Raw genomic sequence first — 20,156 nt, forward strand, 5'->3', positions numbered from 1 at the left:
CACGCCGCTTCGTTGCCATCGATGTCTCCTCGACTAGTCAGTCGCGGTACTCGGCCTGCGGCGAAGTTTTACAGTCATGTAACTTGATGTCAATCGGTATCGATAACGTTTTCGAGTCGCTGGCGACGCGCCCGCAGCGGGGCCCTATCATCATCGACGTGGTGTTTCAGCAGCGCGTCAAGATGTCGGATGTGGCACGTACTGCCGGCGTCTCGGTCGCGACCGTGTCGAAGGTCGTCAACGGCCGCTACGGCGTGGCCCAGGCGACCGTGGAGCGCGTCCAGCAGGTCATCCACGAGCTCGGCTACGAGGCGAGCCTGGGGGCGCAGAGCCTGCGCAGCCACCGCACCAACGTGCTCGGCATCCTGGTCGCCGAGTTCGAGCCGTTCTCGACCGAGCTGCTCAAGGGGGCGTCGCAGGAGGTCGCCGGGAGCGGATACCAGCTGCTGGCCTACTCCAGCGGGGACGGCGAGGGCGCCGCCGTGGGGTGGGAGCGGCGCTCACTCGCCCGACTCTCCGGCACACTCATCGACGGGGCTGTGATCGTCACGCCGACCGTGGTCGAGACCGAGCACAGCTTCCACGTCGTGGCCGTCGACCCACACACCGGGCCGTCCGACCTGCCCACCGTCGATTCGGACAACTTCGCCGGCGCGGTGCTGGCGACCAACTACCTGCTGTCCCTCGGCCACACGCGGATCGGGCACATCAGTGGACGCACCGACCTGAAGTCTGCGCAGCTGCGCGAGGCCGGCTTCCGCAGTGCCATGGCCGAGGCCGGCGTGCCGGTGGACGAACGCCTCGTCCGCGTGGGCGGGTTCCGGATCGAGAGCGCCGCCGGCACGGCCGCGGAGCTGCTCGCCCTCACCGACCGGCCGAGCGCGATCTTCGCGGGTAACGACCTCTCCGCGATCTCCACGATGACCGTGGCCCGCGACATGGGCCTGTCGGTGCCCGACGACCTGTCGGTGATCGGGTTCGACAACGTACCGGAGTCGGCGCTTGTCAACCCGCCGCTGACGACCATCATGCAGCCGCTGCAACGGATGGGCGCCGAGGCGTTGCGCCTGCTGGTCGACCTGATCGCCGGCGTCGAACGCGACACCCACATCCGGCTCCCCACCGAGCTGGTCATCCGTTCCTCCTGCCGCCCGCTGCACTGACGCCCGGGCCCGGCGGGGGGCCGGCGCGGCGAGCGTTCCCGTCTAGTCCGGGTAGGAGTCGTCGATCACCATCTCTCGGATCTCGATGATGCCGGGCCAGTGCCGGGAGACCGGGTCGGTACCGCGGCGCAGCCAGAGGGTCGTGCCGTCGCCGGCCGTCGCGGTCTCGATGACGTGGTCCGCATCCGCCTCGATGCGGCCGGTCTCGACCGGGCCCAGGCCGAGCCTCTCCGCCTCGGTCCCAAGGTCGGCGCGGGCGAGGAACAACAGGGCCGCGCGGCCCGGGTCGACGCCCACCGCGGCGGGCTCGACGCGGGCCAGCCACGGCTCCAGCGCCTCCACCGTCCCGGCGATCGTGGTCGCCGCGACAGTGACGAAGAGCCGGGCGACGAACTCGGCCTCGGTCGGCCCGATCTCCATGGTCCGGTCGGGGGTTCGGCCGGTGCCGTGGGTCGCACCCTCCCAGCCCAGCTCCTGATTGGCCCGGTTGATCACCAGACGGGTGGCCGGCGGACCGGACGGGGGTTCCAGGGTTTCGGCGTAGCGGACGTTCGACGAGTAGACGAAGTCCCGCTCGCGCCACCCGAAGCGGTGCAGCAGCGGGCGCGCCATGGCGTGCATGGCGCGTTCCTCGCTGACGGCGACGAGGCGGCCCGACAGCAGCACGTCCGCGCGTTCGACGTCGACGTCCATCCCGTCGGCGCCGAGCTCGTCGGCGAGCGGAGCGTATCGGCGCAGAGTGGCGGCGGCATTCGCGGTGTCGCGTTCCAGCCTGAGCATCGCCCTCATCGCAAACGGCGGCTTGTTCCTGGCCACAACTGCCCCCTCTTCCGGTGCGAGTGGTACGCGACGAGCAGGAACGCCCTGAGGCGAGGTTGCCCGCACCGATGATCTTCGCAGGGCCCGGAAACGGTTTACTGTCAGCCGCGCTCCTCGTGCCCGGTCAGATCGGGTAGACGAGACGGGGCCTGGCGGATGGTCGGTGCAGGTTGTGCCACGCGACAGGGTGGCGGAACGTGAATCTCACCTAAGACGACAATTCCTCCCCTAGGTTCGGTGCGCAGGACGCAGCCGAACCGGGGAGAGACGTGGACAGCTATCCGGCGATCGAGGATCACGGGCTCATCGGCGACCTGCAGACCGCCGCGCTGGTGACGTGCGACGGGACAATCGACTGGTTCTGCGCGCCGCGGTTCGACTCGCCGAGCATCTTCGCCGCCCTGCTCGACAAGGAGAAGGGCGGCTACTTCCAGATCGCGCCGCACGACGTGCGGTACGTGACCAAGCAGCTCTACCTCCCCGGCACACCCATCCTGATCACCCGGTTCATCAGCGCCGACGGGGTGGCCGAGGTGACGGACTTCATGCCGGTCACCGGCGAGCGGGCCACCGACGCGCATCGGCTGGTCCGCACCGTCACCATGGTCCGCGGCAGCATGCGCTTCCGGGTGGAGTGCCGGCCGCGGTTCGACTACGCCCGCGAAGAGCATCAGCTTGAGCGCCACCACAACGGTTACGTCTTCCGCAGCCGGTCGGCGACGCTGACGTTCAACCCGGTCGACCCCGTGCGGCGGTTGATCTCCGAACAGGGTGACGTCCACCTTGAAGGCGGCGACCTTGTCGCGTACGGCACGCTGAACGAGGGCGACACCGGCGGGGTGGTCCTCGAGACGGGCGGCGCCGAACCGCGCATCTTCTCGCCGGAAGAGATCCAGGGCATGTTCGAGTGGACCCGGGACTACTGGCGGCGCTGGCTCGAACGTTCCCGCTACACCGGCCGCTGGCGGGAGATGGTCGAGCGCTCGGCCATCACGCTCAAACTCATGACGTACGCGCCGACCGGCGCGATGATCGCCGCACCCACCACCGCGCTGCCCGAGCTGGTCGGCGGAACCCGCAACTGGGACTACCGCTACACCTGGGTACGCGACACGTCGTTCTCGGTGCACGCGCTGCTCGGCCTCGGCTTCACCGAGGAGGTCAGCCAGTACATGAACTGGCTGGACGAGCGGATCCGCGAGGCCGGCGACCACCAGGACCCGCTTAAGATCATGTACCGGGTGGACGGCTCCTCCGACCTGCACGAGGAGGTGCTGGACCATCTGGAGGGCTACCGAGGCTCCCGGCCGGTGCGGATCGGCAACGGTGCCGCCGACCAGCTCCAGCTCGACATCCACGGCGAGGCCCTCTACGCCATGCACCTCGCTGACGAGCAGGGCATCCGCGTCTCGCACCAGGTGTGGAAGAGCACCGTCCGGCTGGTCGACTGGCTCTGCCACAACTGGGACCAACCCGACGCCGGCATCTGGGAAAGTCGCCACCACCCCCGCAACTACACCTTCGGTCGGGTGATGTCCTGGGTCGCGCTGGACCGGGCCATCCGGCTGGCCACCCGCACCGGCCGCCCAGGGGACATGACCTGCTGGACCGAACAGCGCAACCGCATCTACAACCAGGTCATGGAGCGCGGATACGACCGGGCCCGCGGCACCTTCGTGCAGGCGTACGACGAGAAAGTGCTGGACGCGGCGCTGCTCGCCATGCCGTCGGTCGGTTTCGTCACGCCGAGCGACCCACTGTGGCAGTCCACCTTGCAGGCGATCGAGCGTGAGCTGGTCTCCGACAGCCTGGTCCACCGGTACGACCCGGTCCACTCCCCCGACGGCCTCCCGGGCCACGAGGGCACCTTCAACATGTGCACCTTCTGGTACGTCGAGGCGCTGGCCCGTTCGGGCCGCCTCGACGACGCCCGACTCACGTTCGAGAAGATGTTCACCTTCAGCAACCACCTCGGCCTCTACGCCGAGGAGATCGCCTCGACCGGGGAGCAGATCGGCAACTATCCCCAGGCGTTCAGCCACCTCTCACTGATCAACTCAGCGCTGACGCTCAACGACCTGCTCGACACCGAGGCCGACGCCCGCCGCAGGCGGTAGCGCCAGCATGGTGCGGCCGGCCGCCGCCCACGCGGAGCCGACTGCGGGAAGGGCTTGACGCGCCCACGTCGCATCGCGCATCGTCGATATGTATCGACCATCTCGAATGTATTGACGCGGGGAGAACCGATGAAGGCATTCGTCACCACCGTCTCGGTCGCGGCCCTGCTGCTCCTGGCCACGGGCAGCGCATCCCACGGCCAGCCGGCGGCGGACCCGCCCTGCACCGGGCAGATCCACCCGAATCCGGGGTTCGAGCGCGGCACCACCGGCTGGACGGCCGGCCCCCGCATCGTCGTGCTCGGCGACGCGACCCGGCCCGCACACACCGGCCGCGCGTACGCCACCTTCGCTGGGCTGGACGTGACACGTAGCGACCTGCTGCGCACCACCGTCACCGTTCCGGCCAACTGCGACCTGACGGTCCGTTTCTGGGTGCGGACCACCACCACGGAGACCAGCCGCGGCGACTACCTGAACGTCGGGCTGGCGGTCACCGGGATTCCCCCGAAGACGAGGTTCTCGCTGGCCTTCGACGGCGGGGCGGAGTGGCGGCAATACGTCATGTCGAGCGGAACCGCCACTACCGAACGCACCGCGACGGTCAGCTTCCTCGCCAGCGAGATGGCCGGCAACGGCGCCACCGCCTTCGACGTCGACGACGTGTCCTTCACGTTGAGCTGACCTGCGCGGGACAGCCCTCGCCGCCGCGGTGATCGTCCTCGCGCCGCGCGACCTCGTCCGTCCAGATGAACCAGGACCGGTCCGTGGGCCACAGATTCGTCGACGAGAACGGGTAGGGGGCTGGACGGCAACGGGCCGACTGCGGTGTGGGAACCAGCGGTGGCTTGGCGGGTAACTCCGATCCGATGCCTGTCCCTCGGTGCGATGCTGCGACCAGAGCGCCCGTCGCCCTGGACTTCCCGGTCGGACAACGAAGCCCAGGGGAATACCAGTGTCGGTGGTGTCCTCGTCGAGGTTTATGCCTCCGATGATCTCCGGCGCGAGGTCGCCAGATTCGAGCCGGTGGTCGCCTCCCGAACAGGACGGTCTGCAAGCCAGGTCCCATAGAACAGATAAAGACCGGACTGTCAATAAGAAAATGGGATTGGTGAGGCCACAAGCGACCCCGAAACTGCAAGGCATTGAGATTCCGATCTCTGCCGGCGGATTTCCTGGCCGGTAAGGGAGACCAACTCTATGCTTGCCGCCGAATGCGCTGCGGCTCATCCGGGCCGAGGGTTACCCCGATACAAGGATTTGCGAATGCACCGGAAGTCTGCCCTGAGCGACGGCACCGCCGGCGTCGACGAAGTAGCACCGGACGGCCAACTGCCGACCTCTACCGCAGAGGGTGCAGCGCGTCGATCCGCGGTCGCCGAGGAACAGGCGTTTCTCGACCTGGCCACGGCCCGGCGCGACAGGCTGGCCGATCACCTACAGGTCGAGCTTTCGTCAGAGGCCCTGGACGCGTTGGAGCGGGCCCGGCAGCGCATGCTCCGCCAGCAGTACGACGAGCTACGGCGAGCAGAGGACGGTCTGGTCTTCGGCCGCCTCGACGGCCTTGACGGCACCGTGCGACACGTGGGCCGAGTCGGTCTCCGCAACGACGGTGAGGGCGCTGAGCCACTGCTGGTGGACTGGCGCGCTCCCGCAGCTCGGCCCTTCTACACCGCGACGGCTGTCGACCCACAGGGTCAGGCGCGGCGCCGGCACATCCGCACGACGGGATCGGCCGTCGTCGGCGTGGACGACGAGCCCCTGGACGGGAGCACCACGACGGACCTCGTCGGCGAAGGCGCTCTACTGGCCGCCCTCGACCAGCGGCGCACTGGTCGCATGTCCACGGCGATCTCCACCCTGCAACGCGAACAGGACGACATCATCCGGGCTGAGGCGACCGGCCCGCTGATCGTCCAGGGCGGTCCGGGCACGGGCAAGACGGTGGTTGCCCTGCACCGCGTCGCGTACCTGCTGTTCACCCACCGAAAGATGGCCGACCAGGCGGTTCTGGTCCTGGGCCCCTCGCCGCGGTTCCTCCAGTACATCGCCCAGGTGCTGCCCGCGCTCGGTGAGACCGCCGTCGTCTCGGCGACCTGCGACACCCTGCTGGCCGACGTCCACGTGGGCCGCGACGAGAGCCGGCTTCTCGCCGAAATCAAGGGCCGCGCCCTCTGGCAACCCACGCTCGAAAGCTACGTCGCGTCGCTGCTCCCCCGACCGCGCGAGCTGAAGCTGCGCTGGGAGGGCGAGTTTTATGTCATACCAGCCGCAACTGTGGCGCAGGCGCTCGCCTCGGCGGTGCAGGGGCGCCCGCACCACCGCGCCCGCGCGGCGTTCGCCGAGCAACTGCACCGCCTCCTGGCCGATGTCGTCGCCGAGCAGCGCGAGGCGCTGATGGCCGAGATGGAGGAAGGCTTCGAGGACATCCTCGCCCGCGTCGACAAGGGCATGGAGCAGGACCACCACTCCACCCGGACGTCCACCGGCAGCGACATCGACGGGTTGCTCTCCGAGGAGGAAGTCGAACAGCTTCGTTGTCGTATCGCCGAGAACGCCACCATCGCCCGGTTCATCGAGGCATGGTGGCCCACCCTCGACCCCGAAACCCTGCTGGCTGATTTCCTGACCGACAGCACCCTGCTGGCCCGGTTCGCCCCGCAACTGTCCCCCGATGAGATCACGGCCGTCGCGGCCGAGCCCACCCCATGGGCATCAAGCGACATCCCTCTGCTCGACGCCCTCGCCGACCTGCTCGGCGAGGTCGACACCCCGCAACCACAGGGCGAATTCCTCGCCGACCGCGCTCGCCGCCAGCGCGGCTGGGTGTACGGCCACGTCGTGATCGACGAGGCGCAGGAGCTGTCCGAGATGCAGTGGCAGATGGTTCTCCGGCGCTGTCCCAGTCGGTCCATCACCGCCGTCGGCGACATCGACCAGGCCGAGGCAGCACACCGGCACACCAGTTGGGCACAAGCGGTGCGGGCCGCCTTCGGAGACCGCTGGACCGGCGCGGAACTCACCATCTGCTACCGGACCCCACGCGAGGTCATGGACCTCACCGAACCGGTCTTGAAGAAGGCTGGCAGCCACAACACTCCACCACGAGCGGTACGTTCCTCCGGCATCGCCCCCTGGGAGCTCACGACCACCCCCGCTGAGCTTGCCGGCGCCGCCGTGGAAGCGGTGCGGCAGTTGCAGCAACGGTGGCACGGCGGGACGGTCGGCGTCATCGCCCCCGCGGAGCGCATCGCCACACTCCAAGCCGTACTCAGTGATGTGCCAGTGCTCACCGCAACGCAGTCCAAGGGACTGGAATGGGACGCGACACTCCTCATCGACCCTCAGGGCATCGCCGCCGAACCGCGCGGTTGGAACGGCCTCTACGTCGCGCTCACCCGATGCACCCAGGAACTCGGACAGCTGACACTCACACAGCAGTCAGGTTGCGCGGCTCAGCCGCGTAGCCAGGAGTGATGGCCGCCGGGTCGCCTCGCGGTGGAGGTGGCGGTCGAGGTCGCGGCCCGGCCGGAGTACGGATTGGTCCGTCCCAGGGTCACCGAAATCCCGATGCGGATGGAAATATCCGGAGGCGTTGACCGCCTGGTCCTGACCACTGACCGTGCGCCGTTCTCAGCACAGATGCCCCCATGCACTCTGCCAACATCGGCGAGCGTCAGCATCTGCCGGTACGGGCCGCAAGCCTGGGCAGTTGAGCATCCGCTCGACGCCGCTGTCCGTCAGGTGGAGTAGTCGGAAGGTGGCACGCGGGAGGGACGCGGTTGGACGGGGCATCGGACATCATCAGGCGTTGCGTGGCGATCAGTCGGGCGGCCTTCGGCCGGGGCGACCTCGACACCGCGATCGAGGACCTGCACCGGCTGCCGGCCGACCTGACCATCCGGGGTGTCCTGGCGGCCGACCTGCTCGGTGCTCTGGTCCGCGGCGGTCCGACGGCGGATCTCCACCGGCTGCGGCAACTCGACAGCCTTCTCGAGATCGCCGAGGAGGATCCACCCGATACCCCGGAGTGGCCGATGGTGCGCGTCGCGGCCCGGGTGATGGCCGTGCTACGCGCCGGGATGGAGGGTGAGGATGCGGACCCGCGGGTCACGCTCGCCGAGGCGGAGTCCCTCCTCGCCCTGGCGCCGAGTGTCGGCGACGACCCGACGGTGGCACCACTGTGGGACGTGATGAGGACCATGATCGGTCTCCTGCGGGCGATGGAGGACGGTGACGAGGCCGCGATGGAACGGCTGCCCGACGAGGCCCGTCGGGTCCGCGAGACGTTGGCCGGGAACCCGGCGCTGACGACATTCGGTGACGCCTTCGCCAATCTGACCGACCTGGTGACGGTGCACCACAGTGGTGGCGACTTTCGGCCGGCCTTCGGCCTGCTCCGCGAGACGGTGCAGCGGTTGCCAGCCGAGGATCCGCTGCGGGCCTCGGTGCTGTCGTTGGAGCCGATGCTGATGCCGCTGGCCGCGGTGCTTCGCGAGGACGTCGACGAGACGGGGTCGGCCGTCGTCGCCACGGCCGAACAGCTCGCCGCCATGACCGCCGTGGCGCAACGGCCCGACCTCTCCCCCGGCGACCGTGCGATGCACTACGCCGGGATCGGCGGCACGATGCTCGGCCTCGGCGAGGAGACCGATCCCGTCCGTGTCGAACAGGCCGTCGCGCACTTCCGCACGGCGGTGGACATCGCACCACCCGAGGACCCCCGCCTCACCTCCCATCTCGTCGGCTTGGCGCTCGGGCTGGTGACCCGGGGCGACGTGACCGGCAGGATGTCGGACGCGGTCGAGGCCGACGAGGTGCTGGGGCGTGCGAAGCGGCTGGCCGGCGGGCCGGCGCACCCCCTGTGGTCCGTCATCAACGAACTGCTGGCACAGGTACGGCGGCGGCACGCCGGTGTGGCGGAACCACACGCCGTCGCCCTCGAGGGCCTGCGTGAACACTCCTGGCGAGTGCTGCTCCAGACCGACCTGCGGGCGGCCAACTCGGCCGCCCGCCGGGCCGCACAGGAGGCCGTCGACGTCGCCCGCCAGTGCCTGGTGTTCCACGATCCGGCCAGCGCGATCCGGGCACTCGACGCGGGCCGGGGCCTGGCCCTCTACGCGGCGACCGAGAACCGGCAGATCCCCGGTCGACTCGAGGACGCGGGCCGACCCGACCTCGCGGCGCGCTGGCGTACGACCACGGCGTCCGGCGCGGCGGAGGAGGCCCCGATCGACCTGCGTCGCGAGGTGCTCACCGTGCTCACCGAGCAGAGCAGCACGGGAGCACTGCTCGACGCGCCGACGCTCGGCGAGATCCGGGCCGCACTGCACACCGTGGACGCGGACATGCTCGTCTACCTGGTGCCGAGCACGGCACCCGTACCCGGCTACGCGGTCATCGCGCCCGCGCAGGGCCCACCCGCCTACCTGCCCCTGCCCAACCTGCATCTCTTCGACGACCTGGACGTGGAGCGCTACCTGACGGCCCTGGTCCGACGCGACGCGGCCATCGCGGACCCGGAGCGGGACCTGACCGCGCTCGACGACCCCGTCGACTTCGCCGGCAGCCTCGACGCCATGTGCGACTGGGCGTGGCGGGCGGCGATCGGCCCACTCGTGCAGCAGTACCTGCCGACCCTCCCCCGCCCGACCACCGGACGACCGCCCCGGATGGTCCTGGTCCCGATGGGCGAACTGGCCCGGATCCCGTGGCAGGCGGCCCGCCGGCCGGACGGCACGTACGCGGTGCGGCTGGTCGCCATCTCGCAGGCCGCCTCGGCCCGGATGCTCTGCCACTCGGCGGCGCTCCCGCCGGTCGCGCCGACGCCTGTCGGCCTGGTCGTCGGGGACCCGGACCCGGGCGGCGAGGCGCCGGACCTGGCTGCGGCCAGGGTGGAGGCATACGCCATCCACCGGTCGTTCTATCCCGGCGGCCGGTACGTGGGCCGGCGGCCCGACGGGTCGCCGAGCCGGTCCGGTCCCGGCAGCGTCGACGAGGTGCGAGCCTGGCTGACCGGTGCGAACCCCGGCGCCGGCGGGATGCTGCACCTCGCCTGTCACGGCGTCATCAACACCGATCCGGCGACGGCCACCTCCTACCTGCTGCTGGCCGGCGGTGGACGGCTGACCGCGGAGGAGCTGGTCGAGCTGACCTCGCGCTCCCCGGAGCGCGCCATCGGGCTGATCGTGCTCGCCGCCTGCCGGACGGGTCAGGCGATCAGCGGCTACGACGAGGCGTACAGCCTGGGCACGGCCTTCCTCGCCGGCGGCGTCCGGTCGGTGCTCTCGACCCAGTGGGCCATCCCCGACCGGGCCACCTCGGTGCTGATGTACATGTTCCACCACCACCTGATGACGAAGGGGCTGCCCGCGTGGGAAGCGCTGCGGCAGGCGCAGAGCTGGATGCTCGGCCCGGAGTGGCCCATTCCGGAAGGTATGCCGGAGCCGATGCGCCGACACCTGGACCAGGACGGGCTCTCCCATGTCACGGCCTGGGCCGGGTTTGTCCACTGGGGGCAGTGATGCGACCACGCGAGGACGAGAGGGGCCGATGGTGAACGATGACAAGGAGAGGCGTCTGCGGGATCAGCTGGCCCGGCTGACCGGGCCCGCCCGCGTCCGCCCTCTGATGGAGCTCTCCCAGATCCTGGCCGACCGCTATTGGCGCATCGGCCCTGGCCAGGCGAGCGGGCAGCCGGCGCTCGACGACGCGATCGCCTGCCTGGTGGAGGCGCACGGCATGTTCGGCCCGGGCGACCCGCTGCGCGCGCAGATCGCCGCCCAGTCGGGCTGGCTGCTGAGCGCACGGCACGTTGCCCACGGCGGCCCGAACGAGGACCGGGAGCAGGCGATCGAGCTGCTGGAGGAGGCCGTCGCGGCGGTCGGTCTGCCACCTGTCTTCCCCGTCATCGCCCGCTTCGCCCTCGGTCAACTCTACGTGGCCGGGCTGTCTCGCGGCCTCGCCACCGGGAACCTGGCGGGACGGCTGAGCGGCGCCCCGGCGGACCCCGCCACGCTGGCCGAGGCCGAGCGGGCGGTGGAGTGCTTCCGTGAGGTGGTCAACGCCGACCAGTTGGGTGTCGAGGTGGCCGAGGCCACGAAGGTCATGCTGGAGCTGGCCGAGGCGATGCGGGACTTCTACCGTGCGCCGAAACGCGGCGCCCCGTTCGATCTCGGGCCCATGATGCGGTTGATGACCACAATGCAGGAGATGCAGCAGCGGATGGAGGGCGGCGTCACGGCCGGGCTCCCGATACCCTCCCTGTTCGACCTGTCCACCCAGGCCACGGGTGACCCGCTGGACCGCCCCGTCGCCGTCGTGACCGTGCCGGACGGTGCCGAGCAGGCATCCGTGCCCACGCCCCGGCCGGCGGCGACACCGCCCGACCCGGCGACGCTACGCCGCGCTCTCCGGGAACGACTCGGCGGCGATGAGCTCAACGCCGCCCTCGCGGCCCTGCTTCGCCCCGGTGCTCCTGCCCCGCGGGTCGGGCTGGTGGACGACCTGGTGGGGCTGGCCAGCTCGGTCGTCCACGCGGCGGGAGTCGCGGCCACCGCGCAGGACCAGATCACCCTGGCGGTGGCGTTGTACCTGCGCGGCAGGGACGACGCCGACGACGGCTGGGGCGACACCGACGACGATGTCCGGTCGGCCGCCGCGCACGTGATGGCCGCCACGGACGCCCTGCCCGCCGACCCGTTCGGCGTCGTTCCGCTCGCCGTGGACCTGGCCGGGCTGCTCGACGAGCGCCACCCCGCCGGACGGCTGGGCGAGACCCTGCGAGCCAGCTTCGCCCCGGTGGCCGCGGCGCTGCACGGCGTCCGGGTCGCGGCGCTGGGCTGGCCCAGGGCGGACGGGTTGATGCTGCTGCACACCGAGACCGGCCGGTTCGACCGCGTCCCGCCCGAGCGGGCCCTACCCGACCGGCTTGCTGTCGTCGGCGGCCCGTTGCCGGACGACGACCAGGTGGTGGTCTCCGCGGTCACCTCGGCCCGACAGGCGGCCGAGCTGGCCCGCCGGGTGCCGATGCGGGTCACCGAGGCGCCGGTGCTCGTCAGCGATCCGCGCGGCGACCGCGGCCCGGCCGAGGTGGAACGGCTTCGCCGGCTCTACCCACGGTCGATCGTTCTCGGCCGGGTCGGCTCAGACGCCGACGGCGCCGGCACCCCGGACGACGTCCTCGCCCACCTCGACGCGTCGATGCTGCACCTCGACTGCGACGTAGACGCCGACGGTGCGCTGGCCCTGGCCGGGCCCGCCGCGTTGACACCCGCCGCGATCACCGGGCGGGCGGGGCGGGCCGGGGCCGAGGGCGGGTTGGCCGTCCTGCCATCCGTCGGCGCGCAATCCGCACCGCTCGCCGACGCGTTGCTCACCGCCGGGTTCACCGCCGTGGTCGACTGGGTCCGGCCGATACCCCGCCCAGTGGCCACGCTGATGCTGACCCTCCTGCACACCGAACTGGTGCGCGGCGGGTTACGCCCCGCCGCGGCCGTCCGGGCGGTGGGCCGACGGCTTCGGGCCCCGGGACGGATCGCGCCCACCCTGCTCCCGGCGACCCTCGCCGGCCGCACCGACCTGGACCTCACCGACCCGGCCTATCGGACCGCCATGGTGCTGCGAGGGCTCTGACCCGACCGTTCAGCTCCGGGGCACCTCCACCTCGAGAGGAACGGTCACCGTCGTCCAGTCGTACGCGCCGTCCTCAGCGGATGCCACCAGGTCGCGATGCTGCACGGCGCGCCCGATCCGGTCGAGGAACCCCCGGACGGCCAACGGCCCACGGTCGACACCACGCGGCGCGCCGAGCGCCGGCAGCTCGAAGGGCGCCGGGCCGAACTGTTCCTCGGCCACCACCAGCTTGAGCCAGTCCCGCACCCGGGCACCCGGCTCGGGTGCCTCCCCCGACGGTAGGGCTGCCACGACCCGGCGTCCCCGCAGGGCCGCCGCCCGGCCGCCGGGGGCGACGAAGCTACCCGGAAAGAGCTCGGCATGCGCCCGGAAACGCTCGGTCAGGTCCAGCAGAACGCAGAACAGCATCCGGTCACTGCGGTTGTGCAGGCGGACGAAGATGGTCTGCGGCGTCCAGCCGCCCGGCCCCCGCTCGTAGCGGAGCCGCAGCACACCGTCGACGTCGGCGGCGACAGGCGGCCGGTCGAACGGTGCGATGCGCTCGCCCGGTCGTGCCGCGACCACCTCCACCGTCACCGCGCCGGCCAGGCCGGTCACCGGATTGTTCAGCTCCCGGATCTGTCGCCACCTGGCGATGTGCTCCAGGACGTGGACGGTCTGCCGCGCCCCGTCCCGGTGGATGTCGGTCAACTCCCCGGCGAGCGGCGTGCCGCAACGGTCCACCACGATGGCCAGATCGCGCCGCGGAACCCGCACCATCAGCTCCGGCGTGGTGCCCACGTCCGACGGATCGACCGGGCGCAGGTGCGGCGAAGGCCCGCCCCCGGGGCCGGCGGAGCCCAGCGCGGCCAGCACCGTCGCGACGGTGGCCCGGTCCTGGCCCGGCCCGCCCACCATGACGGTGGTGGCCGGCAGCGGCACCCGGCTGAGCACCATCCGGTACTGCCGATCCCGATCGGGCTGCCAGCCGATCGGCTCGACCAGGCTCCGTTCGGCAAGCACCTGGACCGCACGGACCTCCCGCACCGGGAGCTCGCCCACCACGGCCAGCCGGATCTCGTCCGTGGTGGTGGCGACCAGGCCGTGACAACTGCCGGCGTCGACCTCCCAGCCCTGACGGACGTACCGCAGCAGCAGGCCGGAAGCGGGTGGGGCCAACGGGCCGCCGAGGAAGGGCTGGTCGGCGATCCCCTGGTGGGCCGGCGCCAGCTGCGGCACCTGCCGGTAGACGTTCTGCTCCACCTCCGTCTGTGCCGCGGCCAGCAGATCCCGATACGTCGCCGCCGGGCCCAACCGGCCGAGGGCGTTGAGCAGAGCCCAGCTGAACAGGCCCCGCCGCCGGCCGCCCAGCCTCATCTCCTGAGCCAGCTCGTCGGACCGGCAGGCGGCCAGCGCGACGTGCTCCGGAGCGGACGTCTGTCCGGGCACCGCGACCAGCAGTTCCGGAATCAGCAACTCGCGGACCGGCGCGGCAGCCATCGGCACCGCCATCCGGGCGCGGGTGCCCGGCAGCTCGCGGTTGGCACCCGCCGAGTGGCAGCAGTCCAGGACCGCCGCCACGTGCCCGGCCCGCAGGGCTACCTCGTCGAGCAGGATCGACAGCTCCTTGTCCAGCAGGTCGGGCACCTCGCCGTCCCTGCTGTCCGCGCAGACGAGGGTCTGCAGCATGCCCGTTGACTCCTCGAACCACCAGGCCGGGGCGGGCGCCTCGGCCCCGTGACCGCTGAACCAGAACAGGACCGAATCCGCCGGGCCGGCCTGGCCCAGGTGGGACCGGATCGCTTCGATCACCGCCGCCCGGGTCGCCTGGCCGTCATGCAACGACAGTGGTGCGAGGGTCACACCGGGTGCCAGCCGGGTTTCCAGGAAGGCCCTCGCCTCCACCACGTCGGTCAGGCAGCCGTTCAGGTCGGGCACCGTGGGCGCACGGTACGAGTTGATGCCGACCAACAGGGCGTAGAGCGTGCTCACACTGACTCCTCGGGTCCGATGTGCAGCCAGCTGTGCTCGACGAACCCCTTCGCAGGTAACTCCACGATGATCGGGGCGAAGTCCGCCGGCAGCGGTGGCTCGGTGGCGTGCCGGATGACGTCCTGGAACAGCACGTCGGGAACGCCGAGGACGAAGTCGACGGCCGGCCGGGCGGTCAACGCGTCGCGCAGGGGCGAGCTGTCGAGGATCCGGTGCACCGCGATCGCCGCCACCCCGACCCACCCGTTGGACGCGGGCTTCACCAGGCCCCGGTGCAGTGCCACCCGTACCCGCAGCCGCTCCGCCGCCGGCCGGCCGGCGTTGAGCGCGCGCAGCTGCTGGCCCAGACCAGTGACCAGGCGGGAGATCACCACCGATTCGTCGATCCCGGCCGGCAGCACCGTGAACTGGCCGTCGCCCTGCGGCTGGGGCCGGACGGCCGACTCCGGTACGCCAGCGCCCTGCCGGACCTGGGACAGCAACGCGACCAGGTCGCGCTGCACCTGCTCGGCAGCAGCGGTGCTGCGCCGGCTGTAGCCGGTGACGTCAACGGCCATGCAGAGCCGGACCGCCGCGCCCTCGACCGCCCCGCCGGCCTCGAACGCCTCGTCAAACGTCACCGACTCGCGCAGCCCAGCGCTGTACGGGTCGCGCCCACCCGTCACCCGCACCCGCACGTCGAGTGCCCCGGCGACCCGGCCAACGCCGGGCGGCAACTCCAGCAGAGCGTGCATGCCGTGCACCCGGGGCACCAGCAGGTCACCTCGGGGGTCCTCGTACACCCAGCCGAACTCGTGGCGGTGAATGCCGAAGACGTGGGCGCGCGGCGACCCCGCCCGGGTCGCCAGCCGGGCCAGCCAGCCCGGTCGAGCCCGGGCCGCCGCCACCGCGTGCACTGCCGTCGTCGAGGTCGGCTCGGCGAACGCCGCTGGCCAGCTCAGGCCGAGCGTGCCGCCGTCGCCGTCGAGCCGCACCGCGAGGGCCGCCGGGTCGGCCAGGATCACCTCGAACCGGGCGGCCGAGTACCGCTGCCGTCGCGGCAGAGCGTCGAGGTCGAAAGCGAACAGCGCCCCCACGTACCGCCGCCCGGTGGCCTCGGATCGGCGGCGCAGGTGTGCAGGCAGATCCTCGCCGGGCACGGGATACAGCAGCGGCCGTCCACACCGTGCGCGGACAGGCTCGGTCGGTCTCTCCTCCCCCGGGCCACGACCATCGGTCGACACCAGCTCGCCGAGGGCGAGGAGGTCGCTGTCGCCCAACGGAACGGGCGCGCTCGGGCCTGGAGCGGGTGCTGCCGGGCCGTCCTCCTCGGCCGGGCCGCCGATCACCGCGACGGACCGATCAGGCTGCTCTTCGCGGCGGCGGCCGCCGGTGTCGCGGTGCGCCAGGTGAAGTCGACTCCGCCCAGTTCGACGGTCTCCCCCGGGCCGCAGGTGCCGACCTCCCGTTCGGCGACCGAGCCGTCCCGGGAGTAGCCGATCACCAACCGGACCTCGGACGCCCCGACGGAGGGCCGGTGTGCGGTCACCTCGCCATACCCGGGCAGCCCCGTGGAGTCCGCGGTGATGGCGGTCCGGCGGCCGCTGAGTGCCAGGTCACGTTCACCGCCTGAGGCGTCGCGGAGACGCAACGTGCCGGCGAGGGCCGGGTGCCGCCGCCGGCCGCGGCCCCACCAACCGGCGACTGCCATCGCCGTCAGCAGCGCCGCGCCCAGGGACCACCACCCGATGCTGCCGCGTTGGGCGGAGAGGGCGCCGCGGGTGCGGCCGCCGTCCAGCCGCGGGGCGAAGTCCACGCCCAGCTCATCGGTGAGAACCTCCGCCCACGCGGAGCCGACCTCGCCATCGAGCGTCAACGTCGCGTCCGCGGTGACCCGGGCCAGCGGCGCTACCCGCCGGGGGCCAGCGTCCCAGTCGACAGTCACCGGAACGGTCGCGGTGCCGCCGGCCGGCAGTTCCACCGGCCCGCCCGGCACGGACAACCGCACGTCGGGCCGGTCACTGCGAACAAGGAGGTGGTCGACGACCAGCGGGACCTTGGTGGTGGTCGACCGGAGCCGGACCTCCAGCCGGGTCCGGCCGGCCCCCAGGCGGCCCGCGCCGGCCGGCCAGACGACCTGGACCCCGTGGGACACGTCGTCGCCGAGGACGCTACGCGCCTTCGCGGCGCGGGCCGACGCCTTCGGCTGTTCGAGTTGGTCGCCCAGCCGATCGATCGACGTGGGCGCGAGCAGCTTGGCGCCCGGGTAGACCCGGGCGAGCAGCGGCGCGCCCGTCGAACCGGTCAGCGGCACGGCGTACGCGGTCAAGGAGGTCTTCTTCAGCGACCGGCCGGAACGGACGAGCTCGTTCCAGGCGTACCCCTGCTCGAAGGGGTACGCGCTGCCCACGGGTGGGTCGTGCCGCCCGTCGGTGAGGAGGACGACGGTGGCGATCGGCGGCACACCCTCGCGCGCCAGCAGCCGGAGACTGGTCTCGATGGCCGCGCCGATGTCCGTGTACCGCCCGTCCGCGCTCCGGGGCAGCTTCGCCACCAGTTGGTCGGGGGCACGGCCGACCGGCCCGTCGTGGACCACCCGCGCCGAATCGGCGAAGGTGACAAGCGCAACCCGGTCGTCCGGCGCGAGCGCGGCCAGGAAGGATCGCAGCGCCCGTCGCACCTGCTCGTACCGGCCGCCGTCGCGCATCGACCGGGACACGTCGACCATCACCACGTAGTCGGCCGCGACCTTGTTGACGCCGAGCGCCGCGTACACCTCGTCGCTGTTCGCCGGTGCTGCCGCCGCCGGTGCGACGGGCAGGAAGACCATCGCCACCGCCGTCAGTGCCGCCGCGGCGGCTGCCACCGTACGCCGAATCATGCTGATCGCCCTCCGCGTCTGCCGATCGTCGTGTGTCCCTGACGGACGGCGGACCTGTCCGTCAGGGACAGACGACCAGACGCCCACAGTGGCGGCGGTGGACCAGGGAGGGAGCACGGGTGCACGAGGAAGCGCACGGTCCCGCGGCGGAGGCCAGCGTCGACGCGACCGCGCCGGTGGCCGAGCCGCCGTCGGAGCTGATGGCCGAGCGGCTGGAACCGTCGGCAGCGGATCTCGCGGAGCCGGCGGGCGAGGTCCATGCCGAGCCGGCGGGCGACCCGCCGCACCGGCTGGACAGCCTGACCGAACGACTCGGAGACGAGCTGGCCGGGCTGGCGGATCGGCTCACCGGCGAGCTGGCCGGGCTGCGGGCCGAGGTCGCCCGCACGCAGGACCGGGCCGCGGCCCGCGAGCAGGTCATCGACCGGCTGCACGAGGAGAACCAACGGCTGCGGGCCGGTGAGCGACGGCTTCTGCTCCGCCCGCTCCTGACCGACCTCCAGCGGCTGCGCCACGACCTGCTGCGTACCGCCGCCGGGCTGCCCACGACGTTCGACGCCACGGCCGCCGCGGAAATGCTGCGCAGCTACGCCGCCAACCTCGAACTGACGCTGGAACGGGGCGGCATCAACGTGCTGGCACCGGCGGTCGGTGCCACCTTCGACCCGTCAACGCAGCGGGCCACCGCGACCGAGCCCGCGAGGGACCCCGGTCAGGACGGCACCGTCGCGGCCGTGGTTCTCGACGGTTACCACGACGTCGAGACGGGACGCACGGCCGTGCCCGCCGCGGTCCGCGTGCACCGCTGGATTCCCGACCCGCAGCCCCCGGCGGGCGAGCCCCATCCGGAGCCGGAGAGCGAAAACCAACACGCGCCCACACCGTGACAGCCGATCGATCGGCGGACAGGAGCAGGATGTCGGACGAGAACCTGACTTTCTACGGAATCGACCTGGGTACCACCTACTCGGTCGTGTCGTATGTCGACGAGACCGGACGGCCCGCCGTCGTCCGCAACGTCATCACCAATAACGAGACCACCCCCTCGGTCGTCTACTTCGAGCAGGACACCGGTGAGGTGGTGGTCGGCGAGGCCGCCAAGAACGTGTCCCGGCTCTACCCGTCCCGGGTGGTGGAGCGGGTCAAGCGGAGCATGGGCAAGGAGTCGCAGTGGGAGTTCGACGGGACGACGTACACCCCTGAGTCGATCTCCGCGCTGATTCTCAAGCAGCTGGCGCAGGACGCCGAGTACTACACCAACCGTCCGGTCCGCAAAGTCGTGATCACCGTCCCCGCGTACTTCGGTCTGCTGGAACGCGACGCCACCCGCAACGCCGGCCGGATCGCCGGCCTGGACGTCGTCGAGGTGGTGCCGGAGCCGGTCGCCGCCGCCCTCCAGTACGACCTCGGCAAAGACACGGCCCGGACGGTGCTCGTCTACGACCTCGGTGGCGGCACCTTTGACACCACAGTCATCCGCATCGGCGTGGACGCGGTCGAGGTGCTCTGCACCGACGGCGACCAGCAGCTCGGCGGCACCGACTGGGACGCCCGTCTGGTCCAGTACCTGGTGGACGAGTTCGTCGCCCGCGCGCAGCCGGCCGAGGACCCGACGCTGGACGAGGAGTTCATGCAGGACCTCGCGCTGACCGCCGAGGAGGTCAAGCGACAGCTGTCGACGGTGACGTCGCGCAAGGTGCCGATGCGTTACGCGGGCGCGTCCGCCTCGGTGGAGGTCAGCCGGGAGACGTTCGAGGAGATCACCGGCGATCTGCTCAACCGGACGATCGTGTACACCGAGCGGACACTGCGCACACTCGGCGAGAAGCTCGGTGTCGACGACCCGGCCGCCGCCATCGACGAGGTGCTGCTCGTCGGTGGTTCCAGCAAGATGCCGGCCGTGGCGAGGGAGCTGACCGAGAAGTGGGGTTGGACGCCACGTCTGCACGACCCGGACCTCGCGGTGGCGAAGGGCGCGGCCCGCTACGCGCTCAGCCGCGCCGTCTGGGCGTGGGACGGCGAGGGTGCCGCACCCACCGCCGAGGAGAAGCGTGAGCGGGTCCAGGCGCTGGCGCTGGCGACCGGGGTGGACGAGGAGGCCCTGTCCGCCAGCGCCAACAAGCGGATCGTCACGGTGCTACCGAAGTCGTTCGGGGTCAAGCTCCAGGACACCACGGCGGACGACTGGGCATCCCAGCCGGACAAGTACTACATCGAGCACCTGGTGCACGCGAACGAGTCGCTACCCATCACGCAGCGAGAGCTGAGTGCCCGCACGGTGGTCGAGGGCCAGACCGCGATCGAGATCGAGCTGCACGAGCAGGCCGGCGCCGAGGAGAGCCCCGAACTGTCGGCGAACAAGCCGGTGGACCAGGGCAAGGGTCAGATCAGCGGACTACCCCCGCTGCCCCGGCACTCACCGATCAGCATCACGATGGATGTCAGCGACGGCGGTCAGCTGACGTTGCACGCGGTCGAGCCGAGCAGCGGCGAGAAGCTTCTGATCGAGGTGCAGGTCAGTCTGCTCACCGAGGAGGAAGTGCACGACCTTCGGGACATCGTCGCGGGGATCACGGTGCGGGGCTGACCACG

12 protein-coding genes are annotated in these 20,156 nt (G+C 71.5%); 8 read left to right on the forward strand and 4 right to left on the reverse strand.

The window, feature by feature from the left end:
* Nucleotides 1-158: 158 nt before the first annotated feature.
* Entirely contained in the window at nt 159-1,163 is a 1,005-nt protein-coding gene (locus GUI43_RS02480; protein ID WP_112584529.1) for a LacI family DNA-binding transcriptional regulator, read from the forward strand.
* Nucleotides 1,164-1,205: 42 nt separating this feature from the next.
* On the opposite strand, the gene GUI43_RS02485 is transcribed toward GUI43_RS02480, so the two are convergent.
* Nucleotides 1,206-1,979 carry a hypothetical protein gene (locus GUI43_RS02485; RefSeq protein ID WP_112697864.1) on the reverse strand — a complete coding sequence of 258 codons (774 nt, stop codon included), beginning with the start codon at nt 1,977-1,979 and terminating at the stop codon, nt 1,206-1,208.
* 272 nt (nt 1,980-2,251) lie between these two features.
* Between GUI43_RS02485 and GUI43_RS02490 the strand changes: the two genes are divergently transcribed.
* The 5 genes from GUI43_RS02490 (at nt 2,252) to GUI43_RS02510 (ending at nt 12,733) form a co-directional block, all read left to right on the forward strand.
* The gene (locus GUI43_RS02490; protein WP_112584408.1) at nt 2,252-4,099 is read left to right on the forward strand and encodes a glycoside hydrolase family 15 protein; all 1,848 of its coding nucleotides are present in this window, start codon (nt 2,252-2,254) and stop codon (nt 4,097-4,099) included.
* 129 nt (nt 4,100-4,228) lie between these two features.
* Nucleotides 4,229-4,783 carry a hypothetical protein gene (locus GUI43_RS02495; RefSeq protein ID WP_112584407.1) on the forward strand — a complete coding sequence of 185 codons (555 nt, stop codon included), beginning with the start codon at nt 4,229-4,231 and terminating at the stop codon, nt 4,781-4,783.
* A 582-nt stretch (nt 4,784-5,365) separates the two neighbouring features.
* Nucleotides 5,366-7,576 (forward strand): HelD family protein, encoded by a 2,211-nt coding sequence (locus GUI43_RS02500; RefSeq protein WP_112697866.1) that lies wholly within the window; start codon nt 5,366-5,368, stop codon nt 7,574-7,576.
* A 338-nt stretch (nt 7,577-7,914) separates the two neighbouring features.
* The gene (locus tag GUI43_RS02505) at nt 7,915-10,623 is read left to right on the forward strand and encodes a CHAT domain-containing protein (protein ID WP_112697868.1); all 2,709 of its coding nucleotides are present in this window, start codon (nt 7,915-7,917) and stop codon (nt 10,621-10,623) included.
* Nucleotides 10,624-10,651: 28 nt separating this feature from the next.
* Complete coding sequence (locus tag GUI43_RS02510; RefSeq protein ID WP_112697869.1) at nt 10,652-12,733, forward strand: hypothetical protein; 2,082 nt, start codon at nt 10,652-10,654, stop codon at nt 12,731-12,733.
* Nucleotides 12,734-12,742: 9 nt separating this feature from the next.
* On the opposite strand, the gene GUI43_RS02515 is transcribed toward GUI43_RS02510, so the two are convergent.
* From GUI43_RS02515 to GUI43_RS02520, 3 genes are all read right to left on the reverse strand, one after another.
* A complete protein-coding gene (locus tag GUI43_RS02515; protein ID WP_146765846.1) occupies nt 12,743-14,704 on the reverse strand; it encodes a caspase family protein in 1,962 nt (653 codons plus the stop codon).
* A complete protein-coding gene (locus GUI43_RS33415; RefSeq protein ID WP_146765847.1) occupies nt 14,701-15,843 on the reverse strand; it encodes a hypothetical protein in 1,143 nt (380 codons plus the stop codon). The genes GUI43_RS02515 and GUI43_RS33415 overlap by 4 nt, the downstream gene beginning before the upstream one ends.
* Nucleotides 15,844-16,028: 185 nt before the next feature.
* Complete coding sequence (locus GUI43_RS02520; protein ID WP_112697873.1) at nt 16,029-17,564, reverse strand: vWA domain-containing protein; 1,536 nt, start codon at nt 17,562-17,564, stop codon at nt 16,029-16,031.
* Between the two features lie 119 nt (nt 17,565-17,683).
* Here GUI43_RS02520 and grpE point away from each other — a divergent pair, with 119 nt between their 5' ends.
* Both grpE and GUI43_RS02530 read left to right on the forward strand, forming a co-directional pair.
* Nucleotides 17,684-18,451 (forward strand): nucleotide exchange factor GrpE, encoded by a 768-nt coding sequence (gene grpE / locus GUI43_RS02525; protein WP_112697875.1) that lies wholly within the window; start codon nt 17,684-17,686, stop codon nt 18,449-18,451.
* 29 nt (nt 18,452-18,480) lie between these two features.
* Nucleotides 18,481-20,151, forward strand: a complete 1,671-nt coding sequence (locus GUI43_RS02530; protein WP_112602664.1) for an Hsp70 family protein — start codon at nt 18,481-18,483, stop codon at nt 20,149-20,151.
* Nucleotides 20,152-20,156 lie beyond the last annotated feature (5 nt).

The sequence above is a fragment of the Micromonospora noduli genome, assembly GCF_003264365.1.
GTDB lineage: Bacteria > Actinomycetota > Actinomycetes > Mycobacteriales > Micromonosporaceae > Micromonospora > Micromonospora noduli.